General features: G+C 65.9%; 19 protein-coding genes. 7 read left to right on the forward strand and 12 right to left on the reverse strand.

Features of this window, described 5'->3' with window-relative positions:
• The first annotated feature begins 48 nt into the window (after positions 1-48).
• Together AC3WUM_RS18795 and AC3WUM_RS18800 are read left to right on the forward strand one after the other, a co-directional pair.
• Complete coding sequence (locus AC3WUM_RS18795; RefSeq protein ID WP_492412122.1) at positions 49-954, forward strand: SDR family NAD(P)-dependent oxidoreductase; 906 nt, start codon at positions 49-51, stop codon at positions 952-954.
• A 17-nt stretch (positions 955-971) separates the two neighbouring features.
• A complete protein-coding gene (locus AC3WUM_RS18800; protein ID WP_492412123.1) occupies positions 972-2,486 on the forward strand; it encodes an aldehyde dehydrogenase family protein in 1,515 nt (504 codons plus the stop codon).
• Between the two features lie 92 nt (positions 2,487-2,578).
• Here AC3WUM_RS18800 and AC3WUM_RS18805 read toward each other — a convergent pair whose 3' ends face one another.
• Positions 2,579-2,896 (reverse strand): SCP2 sterol-binding domain-containing protein, encoded by a 318-nt coding sequence (locus AC3WUM_RS18805; RefSeq protein WP_492412125.1) that lies wholly within the window; start codon positions 2,894-2,896, stop codon positions 2,579-2,581.
• A gap of 162 nt (positions 2,897-3,058) precedes the next feature.
• Between AC3WUM_RS18805 and AC3WUM_RS18810 the strand changes: the two genes are divergently transcribed.
• The 3 genes from AC3WUM_RS18810 (at position 3,059) to AC3WUM_RS18820 (ending at position 3,986) form a co-directional block, all read left to right on the forward strand.
• Positions 3,059-3,232 (forward strand): hypothetical protein, encoded by a 174-nt coding sequence (locus tag AC3WUM_RS18810; protein WP_492412127.1) that lies wholly within the window; start codon positions 3,059-3,061, stop codon positions 3,230-3,232.
• Between the two features lie 203 nt (positions 3,233-3,435).
• Positions 3,436-3,750 (forward strand): hypothetical protein, encoded by a 315-nt coding sequence (locus AC3WUM_RS18815; RefSeq protein ID WP_492412128.1) that lies wholly within the window; start codon positions 3,436-3,438, stop codon positions 3,748-3,750.
• Positions 3,751-3,785: 35 nt separating this feature from the next.
• Positions 3,786-3,986: a hypothetical protein gene (locus AC3WUM_RS18820; protein ID WP_492412130.1), complete on the forward strand. Its 201-nt coding sequence runs from the start codon at positions 3,786-3,788 to the stop codon at positions 3,984-3,986.
• A gap of 6 nt (positions 3,987-3,992) precedes the next feature.
• On the opposite strand, the gene AC3WUM_RS18825 is transcribed toward AC3WUM_RS18820, so the two are convergent.
• Positions 3,993-4,505 carry an Lrp/AsnC family transcriptional regulator gene (locus AC3WUM_RS18825; RefSeq protein WP_492412131.1) on the reverse strand — a complete coding sequence of 171 codons (513 nt, stop codon included), beginning with the start codon at positions 4,503-4,505 and terminating at the stop codon, positions 3,993-3,995.
• Between the two features lie 142 nt (positions 4,506-4,647).
• Between AC3WUM_RS18825 and mdeB the strand changes: the two genes are divergently transcribed.
• Positions 4,648-7,353 carry an alpha-ketoglutarate dehydrogenase gene (gene mdeB, locus AC3WUM_RS18830; RefSeq protein WP_492412133.1) on the forward strand — a complete coding sequence of 902 codons (2,706 nt, stop codon included), beginning with the start codon at positions 4,648-4,650 and terminating at the stop codon, positions 7,351-7,353.
• A gap of 101 nt (positions 7,354-7,454) precedes the next feature.
• A complete protein-coding gene (locus AC3WUM_RS18835) occupies positions 7,455-8,045 on the forward strand; it encodes a biliverdin-producing heme oxygenase (RefSeq protein ID WP_492412134.1) in 591 nt (196 codons plus the stop codon).
• Between the two features lie 66 nt (positions 8,046-8,111).
• Here AC3WUM_RS18835 and AC3WUM_RS18840 read toward each other — a convergent pair whose 3' ends face one another.
• From AC3WUM_RS18840 to paoA, 10 genes are all read right to left on the reverse strand, one after another.
• On the reverse strand, positions 8,112-8,600 hold the full coding sequence (locus tag AC3WUM_RS18840) for a Fur family transcriptional regulator (RefSeq protein WP_492412136.1): 489 nt from the start codon (positions 8,598-8,600) through the stop codon (positions 8,112-8,114).
• 46 nt (positions 8,601-8,646) lie between these two features.
• Positions 8,647-9,570 carry a DUF3299 domain-containing protein gene (locus AC3WUM_RS18845; protein WP_492412137.1) on the reverse strand — a complete coding sequence of 308 codons (924 nt, stop codon included), beginning with the start codon at positions 9,568-9,570 and terminating at the stop codon, positions 8,647-8,649.
• Between the two features lies 1 nt (position 9,571).
• A complete protein-coding gene (locus tag AC3WUM_RS18850) occupies positions 9,572-10,786 on the reverse strand; it encodes an ABC transporter permease (protein WP_492412139.1) in 1,215 nt (404 codons plus the stop codon).
• Positions 10,783-11,178: an ATP-binding cassette domain-containing protein gene (locus tag AC3WUM_RS18855; protein WP_492412141.1), complete on the reverse strand. Its 396-nt coding sequence runs from the start codon at positions 11,176-11,178 to the stop codon at positions 10,783-10,785. Before AC3WUM_RS18855 ends, AC3WUM_RS18850 begins: the two co-directional genes overlap by 4 nt.
• Entirely contained in the window at positions 11,064-11,438 is a 375-nt protein-coding gene (locus AC3WUM_RS18860; RefSeq protein WP_492412142.1) for an ATP-binding cassette domain-containing protein, read from the reverse strand. The genes AC3WUM_RS18855 and AC3WUM_RS18860 overlap by 115 nt, the downstream gene beginning before the upstream one ends.
• Positions 11,435-12,487 (reverse strand): CobW family GTP-binding protein, encoded by a 1,053-nt coding sequence (locus tag AC3WUM_RS18865; protein WP_492412144.1) that lies wholly within the window; start codon positions 12,485-12,487, stop codon positions 11,435-11,437. The genes AC3WUM_RS18860 and AC3WUM_RS18865 overlap by 4 nt, the downstream gene beginning before the upstream one ends.
• 64 nt (positions 12,488-12,551) lie before the next feature.
• Positions 12,552-13,769, reverse strand: a complete 1,218-nt coding sequence (locus AC3WUM_RS18870) for a GTP-binding protein (RefSeq protein WP_492412146.1) — start codon at positions 13,767-13,769, stop codon at positions 12,552-12,554.
• Positions 13,770-13,942: 173 nt separating this feature from the next.
• Entirely contained in the window at positions 13,943-16,141 is a 2,199-nt protein-coding gene (gene paoC / locus AC3WUM_RS18875; RefSeq protein ID WP_492412148.1) for an aldehyde oxidoreductase molybdenum-binding subunit PaoC, read from the reverse strand.
• 3 nt (positions 16,142-16,144) lie between these two features.
• The gene (locus AC3WUM_RS18880) at positions 16,145-17,107 is read right to left on the reverse strand and encodes an FAD binding domain-containing protein (RefSeq protein ID WP_492412150.1); all 963 of its coding nucleotides are present in this window, start codon (positions 17,105-17,107) and stop codon (positions 16,145-16,147) included.
• The gene (gene paoA / locus AC3WUM_RS18885) at positions 17,104-17,721 is read right to left on the reverse strand and encodes an aldehyde dehydrogenase iron-sulfur subunit PaoA (protein ID WP_492412276.1); all 618 of its coding nucleotides are present in this window, start codon (positions 17,719-17,721) and stop codon (positions 17,104-17,106) included. The genes AC3WUM_RS18880 and paoA overlap by 4 nt, the downstream gene beginning before the upstream one ends.
• Position 17,722: the final 1 nt, after the last annotated feature.

The raw sequence follows: 17,722 nt of genomic DNA on the forward strand, positions 1-17,722 counted from the left end.
ACTGCACGCAACGAAACGATAACGACGAGCCAGGGGCAGGGGAGAACGATGGCGAAGAACGACAGCACGGCGCAGAAGACCGCTTTCATCACGGGCGCCAACGTCGGGCAGGCGAACCTGCTCGTGAAGGCGCTATCGAAGCGCGGATGGCGCGTGTTCGCGGGCGTTCTGCCTGGTGCGCCGACCGATCTCGTCACTGGCGGCAATATCGTTGTCGTCGACCAGGACGTGTCGAACGGCGAATCGGTGACGGCGAGCGCGAAGGTGGTCACCGATGCGCTGGCCGGCAAGGGACTCGATCTGCTCATGAACGTGGCCGGTGTCGCCAACGTCGGCGTCGGCGTGCTCGAAGGCGCGAAGTTTGCCGACGTGGAGCGCCTGTTCAACATCAACATGTTCGGGCAGCTGCGCGTGATCCAGGCGTTTCTGCCGCTGGTTCGCCGCAACGCGCCGGGCTCGCGCATCGCCAATTACAGCTCGGGCGCGATTCTCGCAAATCCGGTCGGGGCGGGCGCCTACAACATGAGCAAGCACGCGATCCACGGCATGACGCTGACCCTGCGTCACGAGCTCGCACCGTTCGGCATCCAGGTGACGTCGATCATTCCGGGCGGCGTGCTGACGGCGATGTCCGCGAACTCGCATGCGAACACCCAGCGCACCTGGGGCGAGCAGCCCGCGGCCGTGCGCGAGGTCTACGACCCTTATCTGCGGAAGGTCGTCACGCAGGTGCTGCCCGACATGCTCGAGAAAACCGGCAGCTCGCCCGAGCAGGCGCTCGACGGCACGCTGAAGATTCTCGACAAGAAGAAGTGGGCGCCGATGGAATATCTCGGCAAGGACGTCAAGCCGATGGGCCTCATGCGCCGGCTGATGTCCGACAGCCAGCTCGAAAGCATGATGCGAATGACCTTCAAGATTCCCGCCTACAAGCCCTTGGGCAAGGGCGCCTGAGCGAGCCGGAGATCACCGTGAACGCTGCCGCTCCCGCATTCGAAAAAACGACCGACAGCGAACTCGGCACGCTGTTCGCCCGGCTCAAGACCAAGGCGCCCCTGCTTGCGCGCAGCCCGGCTGCGATTCGCGCCGACAAGCTGCGCAAGCTCGCCAAGGCCGTGCTCGACGCGCGGCCCGCGATCCTCGAGGCGGGCCGCAAGGAGCTGCGGCTTTGCGATACCGACATCGACGCGCAGTTGCTCATGGTGACGTCGGAAGCCGAGTTCATCGCGCGCAATCTCGAATCCTGGATGCAGCGCCAGGACGTGCAGGGCACGATCATGACGCTCGGCAAGCGCTGCTACGTGCAGTACGAGGCCAAGGGCGTGGTGCTCAACCTGGCGACCTGGAACGCGCCGATCGCGATCGGCCTGGTTCCGCTGATGGGCGCGATCGCGGCCGGCAACAGCATGCTGCTGAAGCCTTCGGAGCTAGCGCCGCAATCGGCGCAGGTGCTCGCCGACATCGTCGCCAGCGTCTTCGAGCCCGATGAGTTCGCGGTGGTGCAGGGCGGGCCGGAAGTCGCGGGCGAGCTGCTGTCGCTGCCGTTCAACCACATCTTCTTCATCGGCGGCCACGCGGTCGGGCGCTTGGTGATGCGCGCCGCGGCCGAGCATTTCGCTTCCGTCACGCTCGAAATGGGTGGCAAGAATCCGGTCATCGTCGATGCGAGCGCCGACCTGGCCGACGCAGGCCGCAAGATCGCCTGGGGCCGCGTCGCCAATTGCGGGCAGGTTTGCCTCGCTCCGGACTACGCGCTCGTGCACCGCAGCGTGCAGGCGGAGTTCGTCGAGCAGCTCGGCGGCGCGATGCGCGCGATGTACGACGCCGACGGCCGCGGCTTCCGCCACTCGCCGGACCTGCCGCGCATCGTCAATCGCCGGCATTTCGATCGCATCAAGAGCCTGCTCGACGATGCGCTCGAAAAGGGAGCGACACTGGCCTTCGGCGGCGAAACGGACGCGGACGATCTGTTCATTTCACCGACCGTTCTGACCGATCTCACGCCGCAGATGCGCATCATGCAGGAGGAGATCTTCGGGCCCATCCTCTGCGTGCTGCCGTTCGACCGGCGTGAAGAGGTCATCGCCGAAATCGCCAGCCGGCCGAAACCGCTCGGCTCGTACATCTTCGCGAAGGATCGCGAGGCGATCGACTGGTTTCTCGCGCGCACGACCTCGGGCAGCACCGTGGTCAATCACAACCTGATCCAATCGGGCACCAATCCGCACCTGCCGTTCGGCGGCGTCAACGCGAGCGGCATCGGGCGCATCGGCGGGCGTTTCAGCTTCCTCGAATGCTCGAACGCGCGCGCCGTGGTCGAGGAAGGCCCGCCGATCACCGATCCGAACCTGATGTTTCCGCCGTACTCGGACAAGTACAAGAAGATGGTCGCGCAGATGCTCGCCAAGCCCGTAAACCTGCCGAACTCGGCGATCAAGGCCATCAACGGCGTCATCAAGCTCACGAGCGCGCTGCGCCGCCGCTGATCCGTTGCGGCGCCGAAAGAAACCGGGTCCAACAAAAAAGCCGGATCGATCGATCCGGCTTTCGCTTTGCGGCTCGGGAAATCCCGACGGATTCAGGCGAGCTTGGACTGATCGAAGATCGTCTGCAGCTGCTGCGCCATCATCAGATCGCCTTCGACCTGCAACTGGCCGGTCATGAACGCGGTCATGCCGTTGAGCTTGCCCTGCAGCAGCTCGATGAGGTCCTTGTCTTCCATCGTGATCGTCACGTCCGGATCGCTGGCCGAGCCTTCGGTGACCGAGCAGCTGCCGTCCTTGATCGTCGCGTAGGTGGGCTTCGACGTATTGAATTGCAGCACGCACTGGGTATCCGCGGCCTCTTCGGGAACCAGGGCCTGGGGCAGCTGTTTGAGAAAGTCGACCACGTCCATAGAAAAGCCTCCCTCCAAGAAGTTCGAGGTCCGAGCTTATCGGCCGACTTCGGGGCAAACCTCGTCAACACGGACGACTCGCCGACACCCCGGGTTTGCTTGGCAGCCCAGCGCGGGCGATACTGAGCCTGTTGCAGTGCAGCATGATCCTGGTTCCGCCCGATGCCCTCGTTCTCCGCGCTCGAATTCGTCCTTCCGCTGATCGCCCTGACGGCCGCCTGTGGCCTGATCCTCGCCGGGCTGATCTACGCCGACAAACGCCGCTCCAGGCCGGTCCGCAAGATCGGCCAGGCCCGGCTGCAGAACCGCAAGAACCATCCGGCCGTCTGCGCCTGAGACGCCGCTGCGCCCGAAATGCACCGTCATCGAGCATTTTTTCATCCGCGATTCGCGTAATCGGGAAAATTCCGGCGTAGGGCTCGCGGAAGCTGCACCAGCGAGAAACAGGGCGGTCGATGACGGTGCGGCACGAATCATTTTGGGTTCACACACCGAGCCTATCGTGTCGCCCCGACACCCTCGTCTTTTCAGGAAGCGCCATGAGCAAGGACTGCTTCGGCTGCCGATCGCTGCTGTCTCTGAGCTATTCCGATCGCGTGCCGGTTTATCTCGAACCTCTGGTGCTGCCCGCCGGCTTTCGCGGGCGCGAGCGGGTCGTCGGGCAGCCGTATTGCTGCCTCGCCTGCGGCAGCCACTGGGTCGACGCCCCGCCGACCGCGGCGATGCTTCCACGCTTCCGCCCGCTGTCCCGGGTGGTGGCGACGAGCAAGCCGGCGCAGGCCAGCGTCGCACCGATGCTCGACGTGATCGCTCCAGGCGCGCAGCTCGAGTCGCGCCAGGTTTCGGCGAGCTGATCGCCATCGCCTGGGACGCCCTCCAGTGGCTGGCGATGGCCGCGACCCTGTTCGCGGCCTGGCTGGTCGCTTCGCAACGCAAGGCCCGGCGCAACTGGGGCTTCTGGATCTATCTCGTCAGCAACGTGCTCTGGGTCGCCTGGGGTTGGCACGCCAAGGCCTGGGCACTCGTCGCACTGCAGTTCGGGCTCGTCGCCCTGAACATTCGCGGCGTCAAGAAGAACGACGACTGCTGAGCCGCTTCAACGGGCGTCGCCTGCCGGTGCCAGCGTGTAGCCCCTGGCGGGCAGCGGCAGCGCCGTCTTGTAGCGCACCTGCTTGAGCGCAATGCTCGAACGGATATTCGAGATTCCGGGAATCTTCGACAGGCTTCTCATAATGAAGCTCTCGAGTTCGCGAATGTCGGCCACGACCACGCGCAGCAGATAGTCGGAGTCGCCCGTCATGAGATAGCACTCCATGACTTCGGGCCGCGACGACACCGCCTGCTCGAAAGTGCTCAGCGCATCCTCGCGCTGCTTTTCGAGGCTGACCTGGATGAACACGTTGAGCCGCAGGCCGAGCACTTCGGGATCGAGCAGCGTGACCTGGCTGCGGATCAGCCCGGCCGCTTCGAGCGCCTTGACGCGATTGAAGCAGGGCGTCGGCGTGAGGTTGACCGCCTTCGCGAGTTCGACGTTGCTGAGCCGCGCGTCGGCCTGCAGGCGGTCGAGGATCGCGAGGTCGATGTGATCGAGCGTGGTCGGCCGGGACATTAGAGGATTCCACCTGAAAAGAACGAGGCGGAAGAATAAATCACTGCGAAGCGACCGTTTTTACCACCAACTCAGAAGCCTATCCTGCGTGGCCTGGAGTAGCTTATCGGGCCCCTTACTGGCGCGTTCACTCACGAGCGATATGAACGATACGAACGACTTTCCGACCGGTGCCGGTACGGTGCTCTCCGCGAGCGGCTCGGTTGCCGATGCCGACCCGACCGAAACCCGCGAATGGCTCGACGCCATCGACGCGATCGTGCGCACGCAGGGCAAGCAGCGCGCGCAGTTCCTGTTCGACCGGCTCGCCGATCACGTCGTCGGCCGCGGCGTGCAGTCCAAGCGCGCGCGCGTCACGCCGTATCGCAACAGCATCGCGGTCGAGCACGAAGGCCCTTATCCGGGCGATCTGAAGCTCGAAGAACGCCTGATGGCCGCGATCCGCTGGAACGCGCTCGCGATGGTGGTGCGCGCGAACAAGGCCTCGGCCGAGCTCGGTGGGCACATCGCGAGCTATGCCTCGGCGGCCGATCTGTTCGAGGTCGGCTTTCATCATTTCTTCAAGGCGGCCGGCCATGCGGACGGGGCCGATCTGGTCTATTTCCAGCCGCATTCCTCACCAGGCGTCTACGCACGTGCGTATCTCGAAGGCTTTCTCGACGAAGAGCACTTGAAGCACTATCGGCGCGAAATCTCGGGACGCGGCCTCTGCAGCTATCCGCATCCGTGGCTGATGCCGGATTTCTGGCAGTTCCCGACCGGCTCGATGGGCCTGGGCCCGATCAACTCGGTGTTCCAGGCGCGCTTCATGCGCTACCTGCAGGACCGCGGCCTGCTGCAGACCGAGGGCCGTCGCGTCTGGGGCTTCTTCGGCGACGGCGAGATGGACGAGCCCGAATCGATCGGCGCGCTCTCACTCGCCGCGCGCGAGCGGCTCGACAACCTGACCTTCGTCATCAACTGCAACCTGCAGCGGCTCGACGGCCCGGTGCGCGGCAACAGCCGCATCGTCGACGAGCTCGAGGCCCTGTTCACGGGCGCCGGCTGGAACGTGATCAAGGTGCTCTGGGGCTCGGACTGGGACGTGCTGTTCGCGCGCGATACGCAGGGCGAGCTGTTGCGCGCGTTCGCGGGCACGGTCGACGGGCAGTTCCAGACGTTTTCGGCCAATGACGGCGCCTACAACCGCGAACGCTTCTTCTCGCAGACGCCCGAACTCGCGGCGCTCGTCGCGAACATGAGCGATGCCGAGATCGACCGCCTGAAACGCGGTGGCCACGACGCGCGCAAGCTGCATGCGGCCTACGCGGCCGCGATCGCGCACAAGGGCCAGCCGACCGTGATCCTCGCCAAGACCATGAAGGGTTACGGCATGGGCGCGGCCGGGCAGGGGCGCATGACCACGCACCAGCAGAAGAAGCTCGAACTCGACAGCCTCAAGGCCTTCCGCGATCGCTTCGATCTGCCGCTGTCCGATACCCAGGTCGAGCATCTGGAGTTCTACAAGCCGGCCGAAGACAGCGCCGAATTGCGCTATCTGAAAGCGCGTCGCGAAGCGCTCGGTGGCGCCTTGCCACGGCGTCGCAGCCGTTCGACGCAAACGCCGGCGCCGCCCAAGGCGCAGGACTTCGGCAAGTTCGCGCTCGAAGCGCAAGGCAAGGAAATGTCGACGACGATGGCCGTCGTGCGCATGCTCGGCAGCCTGCTCAAGGACAAGGAAATCGGCGAGCGCATCGTGCCGATCGTCGCCGACGAGGCGCGCACCTTCGGCATGGCGAGCCTGTTCCGCCAGGTCGGCATCTACGCGCCGCTCGGCCAGATGTACGAGCCCGAAGACCTCGGCTCGATGCTCTATTACCGCGAGGAAAAAAGCGGCCAGATTCTCGAGGAGGGCATCTCCGAGGCCGCCGCGATTTCGTCGTGGATCGCCGCCGCGACGAGCTACAGCGTGCACGACCTGCCGATGCTGCCGTTCTACATCTACTACTCGATGTTCGGTTACCAGCGCATCGGCGATCTGATCTGGGCCGCGGCCGACCAGCGCGCGCGTGGCTTCCTGTTCGGAGCCACCGCGGGCCGCACGACGCTCGGTGGCGAAGGCCTGCAGCATCAGGACGGCAGCAGCCACGTGGCCTTCGCGGGCGTGCCGAACTGCCGGGCCTACGATCCGGCTTTCGCTTACGAAGTCGCCGTGCTGCTCGAGGCCGGCATGCAGGAGATGCTCGTCGAGCAGCAGGATCGCTTTTATTACCTGACTGTCGGCAACGCCAACTATGCGCAGCCGTCGATGCCGGCGCACGAAGGCGTTCGCGACGGCATCCTGCGCGGCCTCTATCCGCTCACGAACGAAGCCAACGGCGCGCAGGTCCAGCTGCTCGGTTCTGGCGCGATCATGGCCGAGGTGCTCGAAGCCCAGCGCCTGCTGCAAGCCGACTGGAACATCGCCGCCGCAGTCTGGAGCGCGACGAGCTACAGCGAGCTGCATCGCGACGGCATCGAAAGCGAGCGCCGGCAGCGCCACGGACTGACGACGCCAGGCGCCTTCGTCACCGAGCAGCTGTCGGCCACGCAGGGGCCGGTCATCGCTGCGAGCGACTACGTGCGCGCGCTGCCCGAGCTGATCCGCGCCTTCGTGCCGCGCCGCTACGTCACGCTCGGTACCGACGGCTTCGGCCGCAGCGATACGCGGGCGGCGCTGCGCGAGTTCTTCGAAGTGGACGCGCGGTCCATCGTCATCGCCGCGCTCAAGGCGCTCGCCGACGAGCGCGCGATCGAGGCGAGCGTCTGGGCCCAGGCGCGCGAGCGTTACGGGCGGCAGGCGGCGGATCGGCCCTCCTGGGAACGCTGAGGTGCCTGGTGGAGCCGGTGTGGAAACTCACGGTCAATATCGTCGTCGCTCGAACGTCTTATGGTGGTGATGTCCCGATACCGACGATTCGAGAGAAACCGATGAGCAGCCCCGTAGCCGAACCCACCCTCGCTCCGCGCCACCAGCGCCTGAGCGCCGCCACCGATGCCTTGCACGAGCACCTGCACACGGTGGTCGCCGGCATCGCTCCGTTCGAGAGCCGCGAGAACTTCGGCCGCTTTGCCGCGGCGCAGTACCAGTTCCAGCGCGAGATCGAAGGGCTCTACCAGCGACCGGCGCTGCAGGCCCTGCTGCCCGAACTGCCTGCACGCAGCCGCCGCAGCGCGGCCGAAGCCGACCTCGCCGATCTCGGCGTGGCGCTGCCGCAGCCCGATCTGCAGCGCACCGCGAGCATCAGCGATGCCGAGGCGATCGGCTGGATCTACGTGTCCGAAGGCTCCACGCTCGGCGCCGCGACGCTGTTCAAGAAAGCCCAGCAGCTTGGCCTCGGCGAAAGCTTCGGCGCGCGCCACCTGGCCGCGAGCCCGGAAGGCCGTGCGCGCCACTGGAAGCAGTTCGTCGGTGCACTCGATGCGCTGGCCCTGGCCGACGATTCCGATGCCGAGCTGCTGGCCGGCGGCGTCGCCGCGTTCAAGCGTTTCGGCGAAATTCTTCAGCAGCCGAAGGCGTAGCCGGCACGAAGAAGTCCGTGCCAGGCCCGTAGGTTTCATCGGTCACGTTGCGCACTTGAATCGGCGCTATGACGACAGACTGCACTCGTGACAGATTCCTTGAACTTCCACGATGCGTTTCTCGGATTTGAATCCTCGGCTCTTGGCCGCTTTTCCGAGCAGCTGAGTCAGGCTGTCCGATTCGAGCTCGTCAGCGCGACCGCACGATGAGCACACCAGATAAAGCCCTTCGTGCGGATGGTCGGGATGGTCGCAGGCGAGAAAAGACTGCGTCGATGAAAGCCGATGCACGAGGCCGACGCGGGTCAGGAAATCCAGTTGGCGGTAGACTGTCAGAGGCGCGAATTTTCTTCCTTCGCGCTTCTCCAGCAAGGCCAGCAGTTCGTAGGCGCTGACCGCTTTTCGCTGCGCGACGAGTTCCGCGTAGGCATTGATCCGCGCCGGCGTGAGTTGTTCGCCCGCATCGGCGCAGAGTTTCTCGGCGCGACGCAGCATGGCCGGAGGCAGACCGCTCGGGATGATGGAGACTCGTTTGGCGGGAGTTTTGGTGGCCATAGCGACAGGATAATCGTGACGTGGCGGGTTGGCACGGTCAGCCGCGCTACGGCTTGATCACCCGCGCATCCCGCAGACGGTAGACGACGCCGAGTTCGCTGCGCGAGACGGTTTCGAACCTGCCTTCCAGGGCAATCGGATCCCACGAGGCTTCGATTCCCTTGTCCGCGAAGACTTCGATCGCGCCTGCCGGGCCGCCGGGAACGTGGAAGAAGCAGCTAGGCGGGTTGGATGCCAGCAGGAAATGCATCTGCTTCTGGTCGGGATCGAGCGGCATCATGAAGCCGACGAGCTTGATCGCCTTGCCGCTCAGCGCCGCGACGCTCGCCGGAAACTCGGCACGCATCACCTCGCCTTCATAGCGGACGCGGGCTTTCATGAGATCGTCCCAGCTCACGGCGCCCTTCACGGCGATCAGCGACTGGTAGCCGGCGGCCTTGAGGCTGATGACGTTGACCACGATGTCCCTCGTCGCATTACCCGTGCGGAGCTTGACGAGGTCGAGCCCCATGCTTCCGCCAACCACTCCGAACTCCAGCATGCCGTTCTCATCGGTCGTCGCACCGACCGCCGGATTCTCGACGCCCGCGACACGGCTGCTGCCCTGGGTGGCGAACGTGATCTGTGCGCCCCGAACCGGTCGGCCGTCGGGCGTCTCGACCCGTGCGCTCAGATAGGCGTAATCCCGCTCGAGCACATCGATCACGTACTGCTTGCGCTCGTTGACGTAGCCGCTCTCCGAAAACACCTGCACGGTGACGGCCTTGGCGTCCTCTGCTGCGATGGGCTCCGGGGACTCGCCGAGATCCGGCGCCGCGCCGTCGCTCTCGATGGCGGCGGGTGCGGCGTCTTCTCCACCGCCTGCAGGCCTCAGCTGCTGTTCTTCCGGCGTCAGCGAAGAATCGTTGACGGACTGGCCGCAAGCGCTGATGGCCATCGCCCCCAGAATCAACAGCAGGATCCCGCGCATCTCAAGCCTCTGCCAGTGTGCGGGCGACGTCCGTGCGATAGGCCTGCAGCGCCGGCAGCGCGGCGGCGAGCAGGCCGACGACGAGCAATCCTCCGAGCAGAAGGCTCTCGGAACCGAGCCAGATCAGGCCCGTGGCCGAGACACCGCGCGATCGTGCCAGCCACTGACCGAGCAGCTCCATCGCTCCGTGACCGAGCGCGAAGCCGAGCAGCGCACCGAGAGCGGCCAGCATGAAGCCTTCGATCAACAGGCACAGCAGCAACTCGCCGCGTGTCGCACCAAGGCATCGCAGCATGGCGAGATCGAAACGTCTCGCCTTGAGCGCACCATAGAGCGCCGCGAACACGCTGAATCCAGCCGTCGCGATCAGCACCGCAGCGAAGGCGCGCAGCCCATCGAACCCGATACCGACGAGTTGCAGCAGCCGGGTGATCTCGAATGCCGGCGCCGCGGCCTGCAGGCCCGAGGCCGCATTGATCTGCCGCGGCAGGGTGGTGGCGGCGAGCGGCGATGCATAGCTCAACAGCATCGCGGTGATGTCGCGTTCTTCATCTTCACCCGATTCATGATCCTGACGCGTTTCATCGCCATCATCATGGTGATGTGCATGCAGCGCCCACACGCTGTCCAGCGACGTCAGGATCAGGCGATCGAGCACGGTGCCCGTCGGCGCGAGCACGCCGACGATGCGATACGGCTTTCCCGCATGCGTGTGACCGCCGGCGACCAATCCGTGCGCCCCCGAGAATTGGCCGTTCACCGCAAGGCTCGCCTCGCGCGCCGCCACCGAACCGACGACCGCTTCCATCGGCGCCTGCCATTGCCGTCCCGAGGCGAGCTGCGCCCGGTACAGCGCCAGATAGTCCGCGGTGGTGCCGACGATGCGAAAACCGCGATAGCTGTCCCCGAGCGATAACGGTACGGCTCGGGCGACGCGGGGGTCGGTGGCCCAGCGATCGGCTTCGCGCTTGGGAATGTTCCCGGTCGGAACATCGGCGTGATAGACGCTCGACAGGATAAGCTGGACCGGACTTCCCTTGGCACCGAGCACCAAGTCGATGCCGCGCGCGTCCCGCGAGAGCGTGCGCGAGAACTGCTCGCCGATGAGCAGCAAAAAAACGATGCTCGCGGTGCCGAGCGCGAGCAGCAGCACGTTGAGGAACGACGTCAGCGGTGCGGCTCGCAGGTTGGCGGCCGCCAGGCGCAGCCAGGTCATGGCTTGTCACCCAGACGAATCTCCCGGTCGAGGACTCCGCGAATGCGCTGGTCGTGGGTCACGACGAGCAGAGCCGCATTCGCGGCTCTCGCTTGCGCGCGCAGCAGCGCGATAGCGCTCGCGGCGCTGTCATCGTCGAGGCTGGACGTCGGCTCGTCCGCCAGCAACAGCGAAGGCTTGTGCACCAGTGCGCGGGCAATCGCGACGCGCTGGGCCTGACCCTGGCTCAGCGCCGACGGATAGCGGTTTGCCTGCGGGTCGATGCCCAGCGACTTCATCAGTGCGTGAGCGGTGCTGGAATCGGAGTCAACAGGCTGGCGCGCGAGCCGTTGCGCGAGCAGCAAGTTGTCGAGCACGCTGAGCGCTGGAAGCAAATGCAACCGCTGAAACACGATACCAAGCCGCTGCCCCCGAAGCGGTCAAGCGCGGCGGCACCGAGCGCGTCGAGGCGCTGTCCACCGATGGAGACGAAGCCTTGCGTCGGATGCAGCAAGCCTGCGACCAGATGCAGCAGCGTTGTCTTGCCCGAACCGGATGGTCCCAGCACCGTGCAGGTCTCACCCGCATTCAAGACGAGGCTTTCCAAGCGCAATACCTCGCGATCGCGATACGCGAACCGCAGCGATTGAATCTCCAGCGCAGGAGCGCTCATGCCGTGGGCGTTCGGCGCGATCGCAGCCAGTCCAGCGTCGATCCGACGACGTCCTGCCCCCAGCCACGGGTAATGAAAACCAGGCGGGTGCGGCGATCCTCGTCGGGCCAGGCCGCCAGCTGCCGTGTGGGATGAAAGGTCTTCTGCACCCCGTGGATCACCACCGGCGTGGCCAGCCCCTCGAGATTCACGATGCCTTTCATGCGCAGCAGCGTGGGACCGCAGAGCTGCCGCAGGAACGAGAGCCAGCCGTAGAAGGTGGAGGCAGGAATGGGCTCGTCGAGGATCAAGCTGAAAGTCTGGATGTCCTGATCGGCCGGTGCGGTCGCCACTACCGGGGACTTCGTGATCGAGGGGCCAGGCGTGAAGCGGAAGCGATCGACGTTGGCGAAGAGAGCGCCGAAATCTTCGCCCGAGGCCGCCCGTCGATGCGCGCCGCTGAAGAGCTGGTCGGGCCGCGCCGCACCGTTGATGACGCGTTCGACGGTGGCGTCGGGATTCATTTGCGCAAGCCGTCGTTCGAGCGCCAGAGCGTCGTTTTCGTGGACGAGATCGGTCTTGGTGATCAGCAAGCGATCGGCGCCGGTGGCCTGCTGTACCGCGATGTCGAGGTTATCGAGTGTGGTCGGCGCATTCAGCGCATCGACCAGCGTCACCACGCTGTCGATCACGAAGCGTTCGGCCAGCTGGGGATGTCGCAGCAGCTGCTGCAGAATCGGCCCCGGCTCGGCCAGGCCCGTGGTCTCGACGATCACGCGCCGGAGTGCGAACTGCCGCCGCTGCGCGCGTCCGAACAAGCTCATCAGCGCATCCGCGAGCTGCCCGTTGGCCGTGCAGCAGATGCAGCCATCCGCGACCAGCTCGGTATCGTCCGGCGCGGATTCGACGAGGTGATGGTCGATGCCGACCGCTCCGTACTCGTTGATCACCACGGCGGTTCCCGTCATGCCAGGGTGGCGCAGCACGAAGTTCAGCAAGGTGCTCTTGCCGGCGCCGAGAAACCCGGTCAGCACGCAAACCGGCAGGCGCGAATCCGATTCCGCTTGCATCAGTGCTCCGCTGCCGAATGTTCGGTGAGCACCACCACGCGCATGCCGATCATGATGAGGCCGCTCAGAAGCGCGAGGTCGCTGATCCATCGTCGGCGGATTCCATGCGCCATATCGGGAACGGATCATCGAACTCGCGCCATCGCATCGGGTCGAGCGCGAGTTCTTCATCGGTGAGCAGGCAGTTGTCCAGGCGAGCGCGAAGTGCAGCCTCGTCCAGATCGATGCCGATGAACACGAGCTCCTGGGTGCGATCTCCGTAGAGCGGGTCCCAGCGTTGCGCGAGTCGCTGCATCACCTCCGGCGGCGCTTTGTCGGCGCGCGGACTTGCCCACCACAGACCGACGGCGCCTTGGGTCAGGGTGGCGCCCGCTTGTGACATCTGGCCTACGAAATCAGGGCGGCTCGCGATCCAGAACCAGCCCTTGGAACGGATGACGCCGTCCCAGCTCGATTGGAACAGCTCGTACAGGCGGCGAGGGTGGAACGGGCGGCGTTCGCGATAGACGAAGCTCGTGATGCCGTATTCCTCGGACTCGGGCGTGTGCTCGCCGCGCAGTTCCTTGGCCCAACGCGGATTGCGCTCCGCCTGATCCGGATCGAAGCGGAACGTATCGAGCAGCTCATCGAGTGGGGCTTGGCCAAAATCGGCCAAAACCACATGTGCACCGGGATTGAGTCCCTTGATGACGGCGAGCACGTCGCTCCGCTGGGCCGCATCGACTTCCGATATTTTGTTGACGACGATGGTGTCGGCGAACTCGATCTGCTCGACGAGCAGATCCACGATATTGCGCTCGTCGTCTTCGCCGAGAGACTGGCCGCGGTCGCGAAGGAAGTCGGTCGAGCAGTAGTCACGCAGCAGGTTCTGCGCATCGACGACGGTGAGCATCGAGTTGATGCGGGTGAGGTCCGAGAGCGAGAAGCCTGCCTCGTCGCGTACCGCGAACGTCGCCGCGACCGGCATCGGCTCCGAAATGCCGGTGGATTCGATCAGCAGATGGTCGAAACGGCCTTCCCGTGCGAGCCGGGTGACTTCCTTGAGCAGATCATCGCGCAACGTGCAGCAGATGCAGCCATTGCTGAACTCGACGAGCTTCTCCTCCGTGCGAGACAGCGCCGACCGGCCATCGACGATTGCGGCATCGATGTTCACCTCGCTCATGTCGTTGACGATCACGGCGACCCGGCGTCCGTTGCGGTTGGCCAGGATGTGATTCAGGAGCGTGGTCTTGCCGGCACCCAGATAGCCGGATAGGACCGTGACCGGCAAAGTGGTCATGTTAGGAAAAATTCCATGAGCAAATGGATCGCTGCGAAGGTGTATTGGTGACGTTATAACATAACATTCACCCTGGGCAAGCTGACCGCGCATCGCGGCAGCATTCGCCTCGAGAAGCAGGCGCGCGGAACCCGTGTGCTGCGGAGCCTGCGCGTGAGCGCGATCCAGGCTGGCTAGACGATCGCCGGCATCTGCTTGAGCAGCTTGTCGAGCGTGATCGGGTAGTCGCGCACGCGGATGCCGGTGGCGTTGTAGACGGCGTTCGCTACCGCTGCCGCGACGCCGCAGATGCCGAGCTCGCCGACGCCCTTGGCCTTCATCGGTGAGGACACCGGGTCGGTCTCGTCTAGAAAGATCACGTCCTGGTGCGGAATGTCGGCGTGCACGGGGACTTCGTAGCCCGCGAGGTCGTGATTGACGAAGAAGCCCAGGCGCTTGTCGACCGCGAGTTCCTCCATGAGCGCGGCGCCGGCGCCCATCGTCATCGCGCCGATCACCTGGCTGCGCGCCGACTTGGGATTCAGGATGCGGCCGGCCGCGCAGACCGCGAGCATGCGCCGGATGCGGATCTCGGCGGTCGCCGCATCGACGCCCACTTCGACGAAGTGCGCTCCGAACGTCGACAGTTGCTGCTGTTTGCTGAGTTCGCCGAATTCGATGCTGTCTTCGACGACGACGCCGGATTCGCCCGCGGCCTGCGCGAGCGTCACGCGCTTCTTGCCGGAGCGGATTTCGCCGTCGCTGAAACTCGTCTTTTCGGCAACGAAGCCGAGTTTGTCGACCAGCGTCTGCCGCAGCTTCATGCAGGCCGCGTAGACGCCGGCCGTCGAACTGTTGGCGCCCCATTGACCGCCCGAGCCGGCCGACACCGGAAAGCGCGAATCGCCGAGCCGCACGATCACACGATCGAGCCCGACGCCCATGGTCTCGGCCGCGGTCTGCGCGATGATCGTGTAGCTGCCGGTACCGATGTCCGTCATGTCGGTTTCGACGGTGACGATGCCTTTGGAATCGACGCCGACACGCGCACCGGATTTCTGCACCGGGCTGTTGCGGAACGCGGCCGCGACGCCGATGCCGACGAGCCAGCGCCCGTCGCGAAGCTGCGCAGGCTTGGGGTTGCGGCGGTTCCAGCCGAAGCGCTCGGCGCCGAGGCGCAGGCATTCGATCAGCTGGCGCTGCGAGAACGGCCGCTTGGGATCTTCGGGATCGACCTGGGTGTCGTTGAGGATGCGAAATTCGATCGGATCGAGGCCGAGCTTTTCGGCCATTTCGTCGATCGCGGCTTCGAGCGCCATCAAACCCGGCGCTTCGCCCGGGGCGCGCATCGCATTCCCTTCGGGCAGATCGACGGTGGCGAGCCTCAGCGACGTAAGCCGGTTCGGCGCCGCGTAGAGCAGGCGAGTCTGCTGCACCGCCTGTTCGGGCCGCCCGCCCGGCACGTTGCCGGACCAGCTTTCGTGACCGATCGCGCTGAGCTTGCCGTCGGCGCTCGCGCCGAGCCGGATGCGCTGGATCGTCGCCGGTCGATGCGTGGTGTTGTTGAACAGCAGCGGACGCGGCAGCGCGACCTTCACCGCGCGGCCTGCCGCACGGGCGCCGAGCGCGGCGAGCACCGCGTCGGCGCGCAGGAACAGCTTGCCGCCGAAGCCGCCGCCGATGTACGGCGACACCAGGCGCACGTTCTGTTTCGGAATGCCGAGCGTGGTCGCCAGATCGCCGACGCCCCAGTCGATCATCTGGTTCGACGTCCACACCGTGAGCTGGTCGCCGTCCCAGGCCGCGATCGAGGCATGCGGCTCCATCATCGCGTGCGCGTGGCCCGGCGTGGTGTAGGTGACGTCGAGCTGCACCGGAGCGCTCGCATAAGCACCCGCGAAATCACCGACGGCGGTGTCGGGCTTTCCGCTGCTCGGCGGCGCGGCGCCGTGACGGGCGAGGCTCAGGTCGGACGACAGCCTGCTGCGCGCGTATTGCACGCGAACCAGCTGCGCGGCGGCGCGCGCCTGCTCGAAACTCTCGGCAACGACGAGCGCGATGGCTTGATGGTAGTGATCGATCTCGGGCCCGCCGAGCAGCTTGGCGGCGTTGCGGCTGCCCTTGCCGAGCGGGCCTGCGTTGGCCGCGGTCACCACCGCGAGCACGCCCGGCGCATGGCGGGCGTCGTGGAGATCGATCGTCTCGATGCGGCCGCGGGCCACGCTCGATCCGACGATGTAGCCATAGGCCGGATTGCGCGCGACGTCGTGACGCTCGTAGGCATACGGCGCGGTGCCGGTGGTCTTGAGCGGGCCTTCGATGCGATCGGTGGGCTTGCCGACGACCTTGAGCTGATCGATCGGATTGCGGCCCGCGGGCGTGTCGAATTTCATCGCTCAGCCCTCGCTCTGCGTGCGGGCCTGCGCGAGCACGGAAGCCAGCGTGCGCTCGGCCAGCGTGAGCTTGTATTCGTTCTCGTGCGTCGGCTTGGCGTCGGCGAACAGCTGCTTCGTCACCGCCTGCGCACCGCGTGGAAGCTCGCGTTCGGCGGCTTCGACGCGCCAGGGCTTGTGCGCGACGCCACCGATCGCGACATGGCCGTTGCCGTCCTTCTGCACGATCGCGGCCACCGACACGAGCGCGAACGCATACGAGGCCCGATCGCGAACCTTGTGATAGAGCTGCACGCCGCCGACCGATTTCGGCAGGCTCACGGCGGTGATCAGCTCATCGCTCGCGAGCGCGGTTTCGATATGCGGCGTCTTACCGGGCAGGCGATGGAAATCCGCGATCGGAATGCGCCTTTGCTTGCCGCTCGCGCTGACGGTTTCGACGGTCGCGTCGAGCACGCGCATCGCCACCGCCATGTCGCTCGGATGCGTGGCGATGCAAGCCTCGCTCGCACCGACCACCGCATGCTGGCGACTGAAGCCTTCGCGCGCCGAGCAGCCGGTGCCGGGCAGGCGTTTGTTGCAGGCCTGGTTGGTGTCGTAGAAGTACGGGCAGCGCGTGCGCTGCAGCAGGTTGCCGGCGGTGGTCGCCTTGTTGCGTAGCTGGCCCGAGGCTCCGGCGAGCAGGGCGCGCGACAGCACGCCGTAGTCGCGGCGCACGCGCTCGTCCGCGGCCAGATCGGTGTTGCGCACGAGCGCGCCGATGCGCAGGCCGCCATCCTCGGTGGCCGTGATCTGGTCGAGCGCGAGGCCGTTGACGTCGATCAGATGCGTCGGCGCTTCGATCTCGAGCTTCATGAGATCGAGCAGGTTGGTTCCGCCGGCGATGAACTTCGCGCCCTTGGTTTTCGCGGCCGCTGCGGCGGCCTCAGCCGGCGTGCGCGCACGCTCGTAGCTGAAGGCCTTCATGCGCGCGCTCCGGCGACTTCGGCCATCGCCTCGGCGATGTTCGAGTAGGCCCCGCAGCGGCACAGGTTGCCGCTCATGCGCTCGCGCAGTTCTTCGGCTGTCGGCTGCGGCCGGGCGAGCAGATCGGCGCTGACGTGGCTCGGCACGCCACGCTCGATCTCGTCGAGCACCGCGACCGCCGAGCAGATCTGGCCCGGCGTGCAGTAGCCGCATTGATAGCCGTCGTGCTTGATGAACGCAGCCTGCATCGCATGCAGCTTGTCGGGCGTGCCGAGGCCTTCGATCGTCGTGATCTTCGAACCTTCATGCATCACCGCGAGCGACAGGCAAGCGTTGATGCGGCGGCCGTCGGCGATCACCGTGCAGGCACCGCACTGGCCGTGATCGCAGCCCTTCTTGCTGCCGGTGAGCTTGAGGTGCTCGCGCAGCGTATCGAGCAGGGTGGTGCGCGTATCGAGCTCGAGTTCATAAGGTTTGCCGTTGACCTCGAGCTTCACGGTCGACAGCACGGGCGCGCGGACCACGGGTTGTTGCGCCGCCGGTAGCGAAGGTGCCGCAAACGCAGCAACCGAGGCCGCGCCGCCGATCAGCACGCCGCGCCGGGTGAGGGTGATG

This window comes from Hydrocarboniphaga sp. FW305-C-57 (assembly GCF_058783045.1).

Excerpts from the sequence above, each read along its gene's own strand:
- AC3WUM_RS18845 (WP_492412137.1), bottom strand. The coding sequence starts at position 9,570 with ATGCGCGGGATCCTGCTGTTGATTCTGGGGGCGATGGCCATCAGCGCT.
- AC3WUM_RS18825 (WP_492412131.1), bottom strand. The coding sequence starts at position 4,505 with ATGTCCCGGCCGACCACGCTCGATCACATCGACCTCGCGATCCTCGAC.
- AC3WUM_RS18840 (WP_492412136.1), bottom strand. The coding sequence starts at position 8,600 with ATGGCCACCAAAACTCCCGCCAAACGAGTCTCCATCATCCCGAGCGGT.
- AC3WUM_RS18865 (WP_492412144.1), bottom strand. The coding sequence starts at position 12,487 with ATGCAAGCGGAATCGGATTCGCGCCTGCCGGTTTGCGTGCTGACCGGG.
- AC3WUM_RS18820 (WP_492412130.1), top strand. The coding sequence starts at position 3,786 with ATGGCCGCGACCCTGTTCGCGGCCTGGCTGGTCGCTTCGCAACGCAAG.
- AC3WUM_RS18810 (WP_492412127.1), top strand. The coding sequence starts at position 3,059 with ATGCCCTCGTTCTCCGCGCTCGAATTCGTCCTTCCGCTGATCGCCCTG.
- AC3WUM_RS18815 (WP_492412128.1), top strand. The coding sequence starts at position 3,436 with ATGAGCAAGGACTGCTTCGGCTGCCGATCGCTGCTGTCTCTGAGCTAT.
- AC3WUM_RS18795 (WP_492412122.1), top strand. The coding sequence starts at position 49 with ATGGCGAAGAACGACAGCACGGCGCAGAAGACCGCTTTCATCACGGGC.
- AC3WUM_RS18870 (WP_492412146.1), bottom strand. The coding sequence starts at position 13,769 with ATGACCACTTTGCCGGTCACGGTCCTATCCGGCTATCTGGGTGCCGGC.
- AC3WUM_RS18805 (WP_492412125.1), bottom strand. The coding sequence starts at position 2,896 with ATGGACGTGGTCGACTTTCTCAAACAGCTGCCCCAGGCCCTGGTTCCC.
- mdeB (WP_492412133.1), top strand. The coding sequence starts at position 4,648 with ATGAACGATACGAACGACTTTCCGACCGGTGCCGGTACGGTGCTCTCC.
- AC3WUM_RS18850 (WP_492412139.1), bottom strand. The coding sequence starts at position 10,786 with ATGACCTGGCTGCGCCTGGCGGCCGCCAACCTGCGAGCCGCACCGCTG.
- AC3WUM_RS18860 (WP_492412142.1), bottom strand. The coding sequence starts at position 11,438 with ATGAGCGCTCCTGCGCTGGAGATTCAATCGCTGCGGTTCGCGTATCGC.
- AC3WUM_RS18835 (WP_492412134.1), top strand. The coding sequence starts at position 7,455 with ATGAGCAGCCCCGTAGCCGAACCCACCCTCGCTCCGCGCCACCAGCGC.
- AC3WUM_RS18880 (WP_492412150.1), bottom strand. The coding sequence starts at position 17,107 with ATGAAGGCCTTCAGCTACGAGCGTGCGCGCACGCCGGCTGAGGCCGCC.
- paoC (WP_492412148.1), bottom strand. The coding sequence starts at position 16,141 with ATGAAATTCGACACGCCCGCGGGCCGCAATCCGATCGATCAGCTCAAG.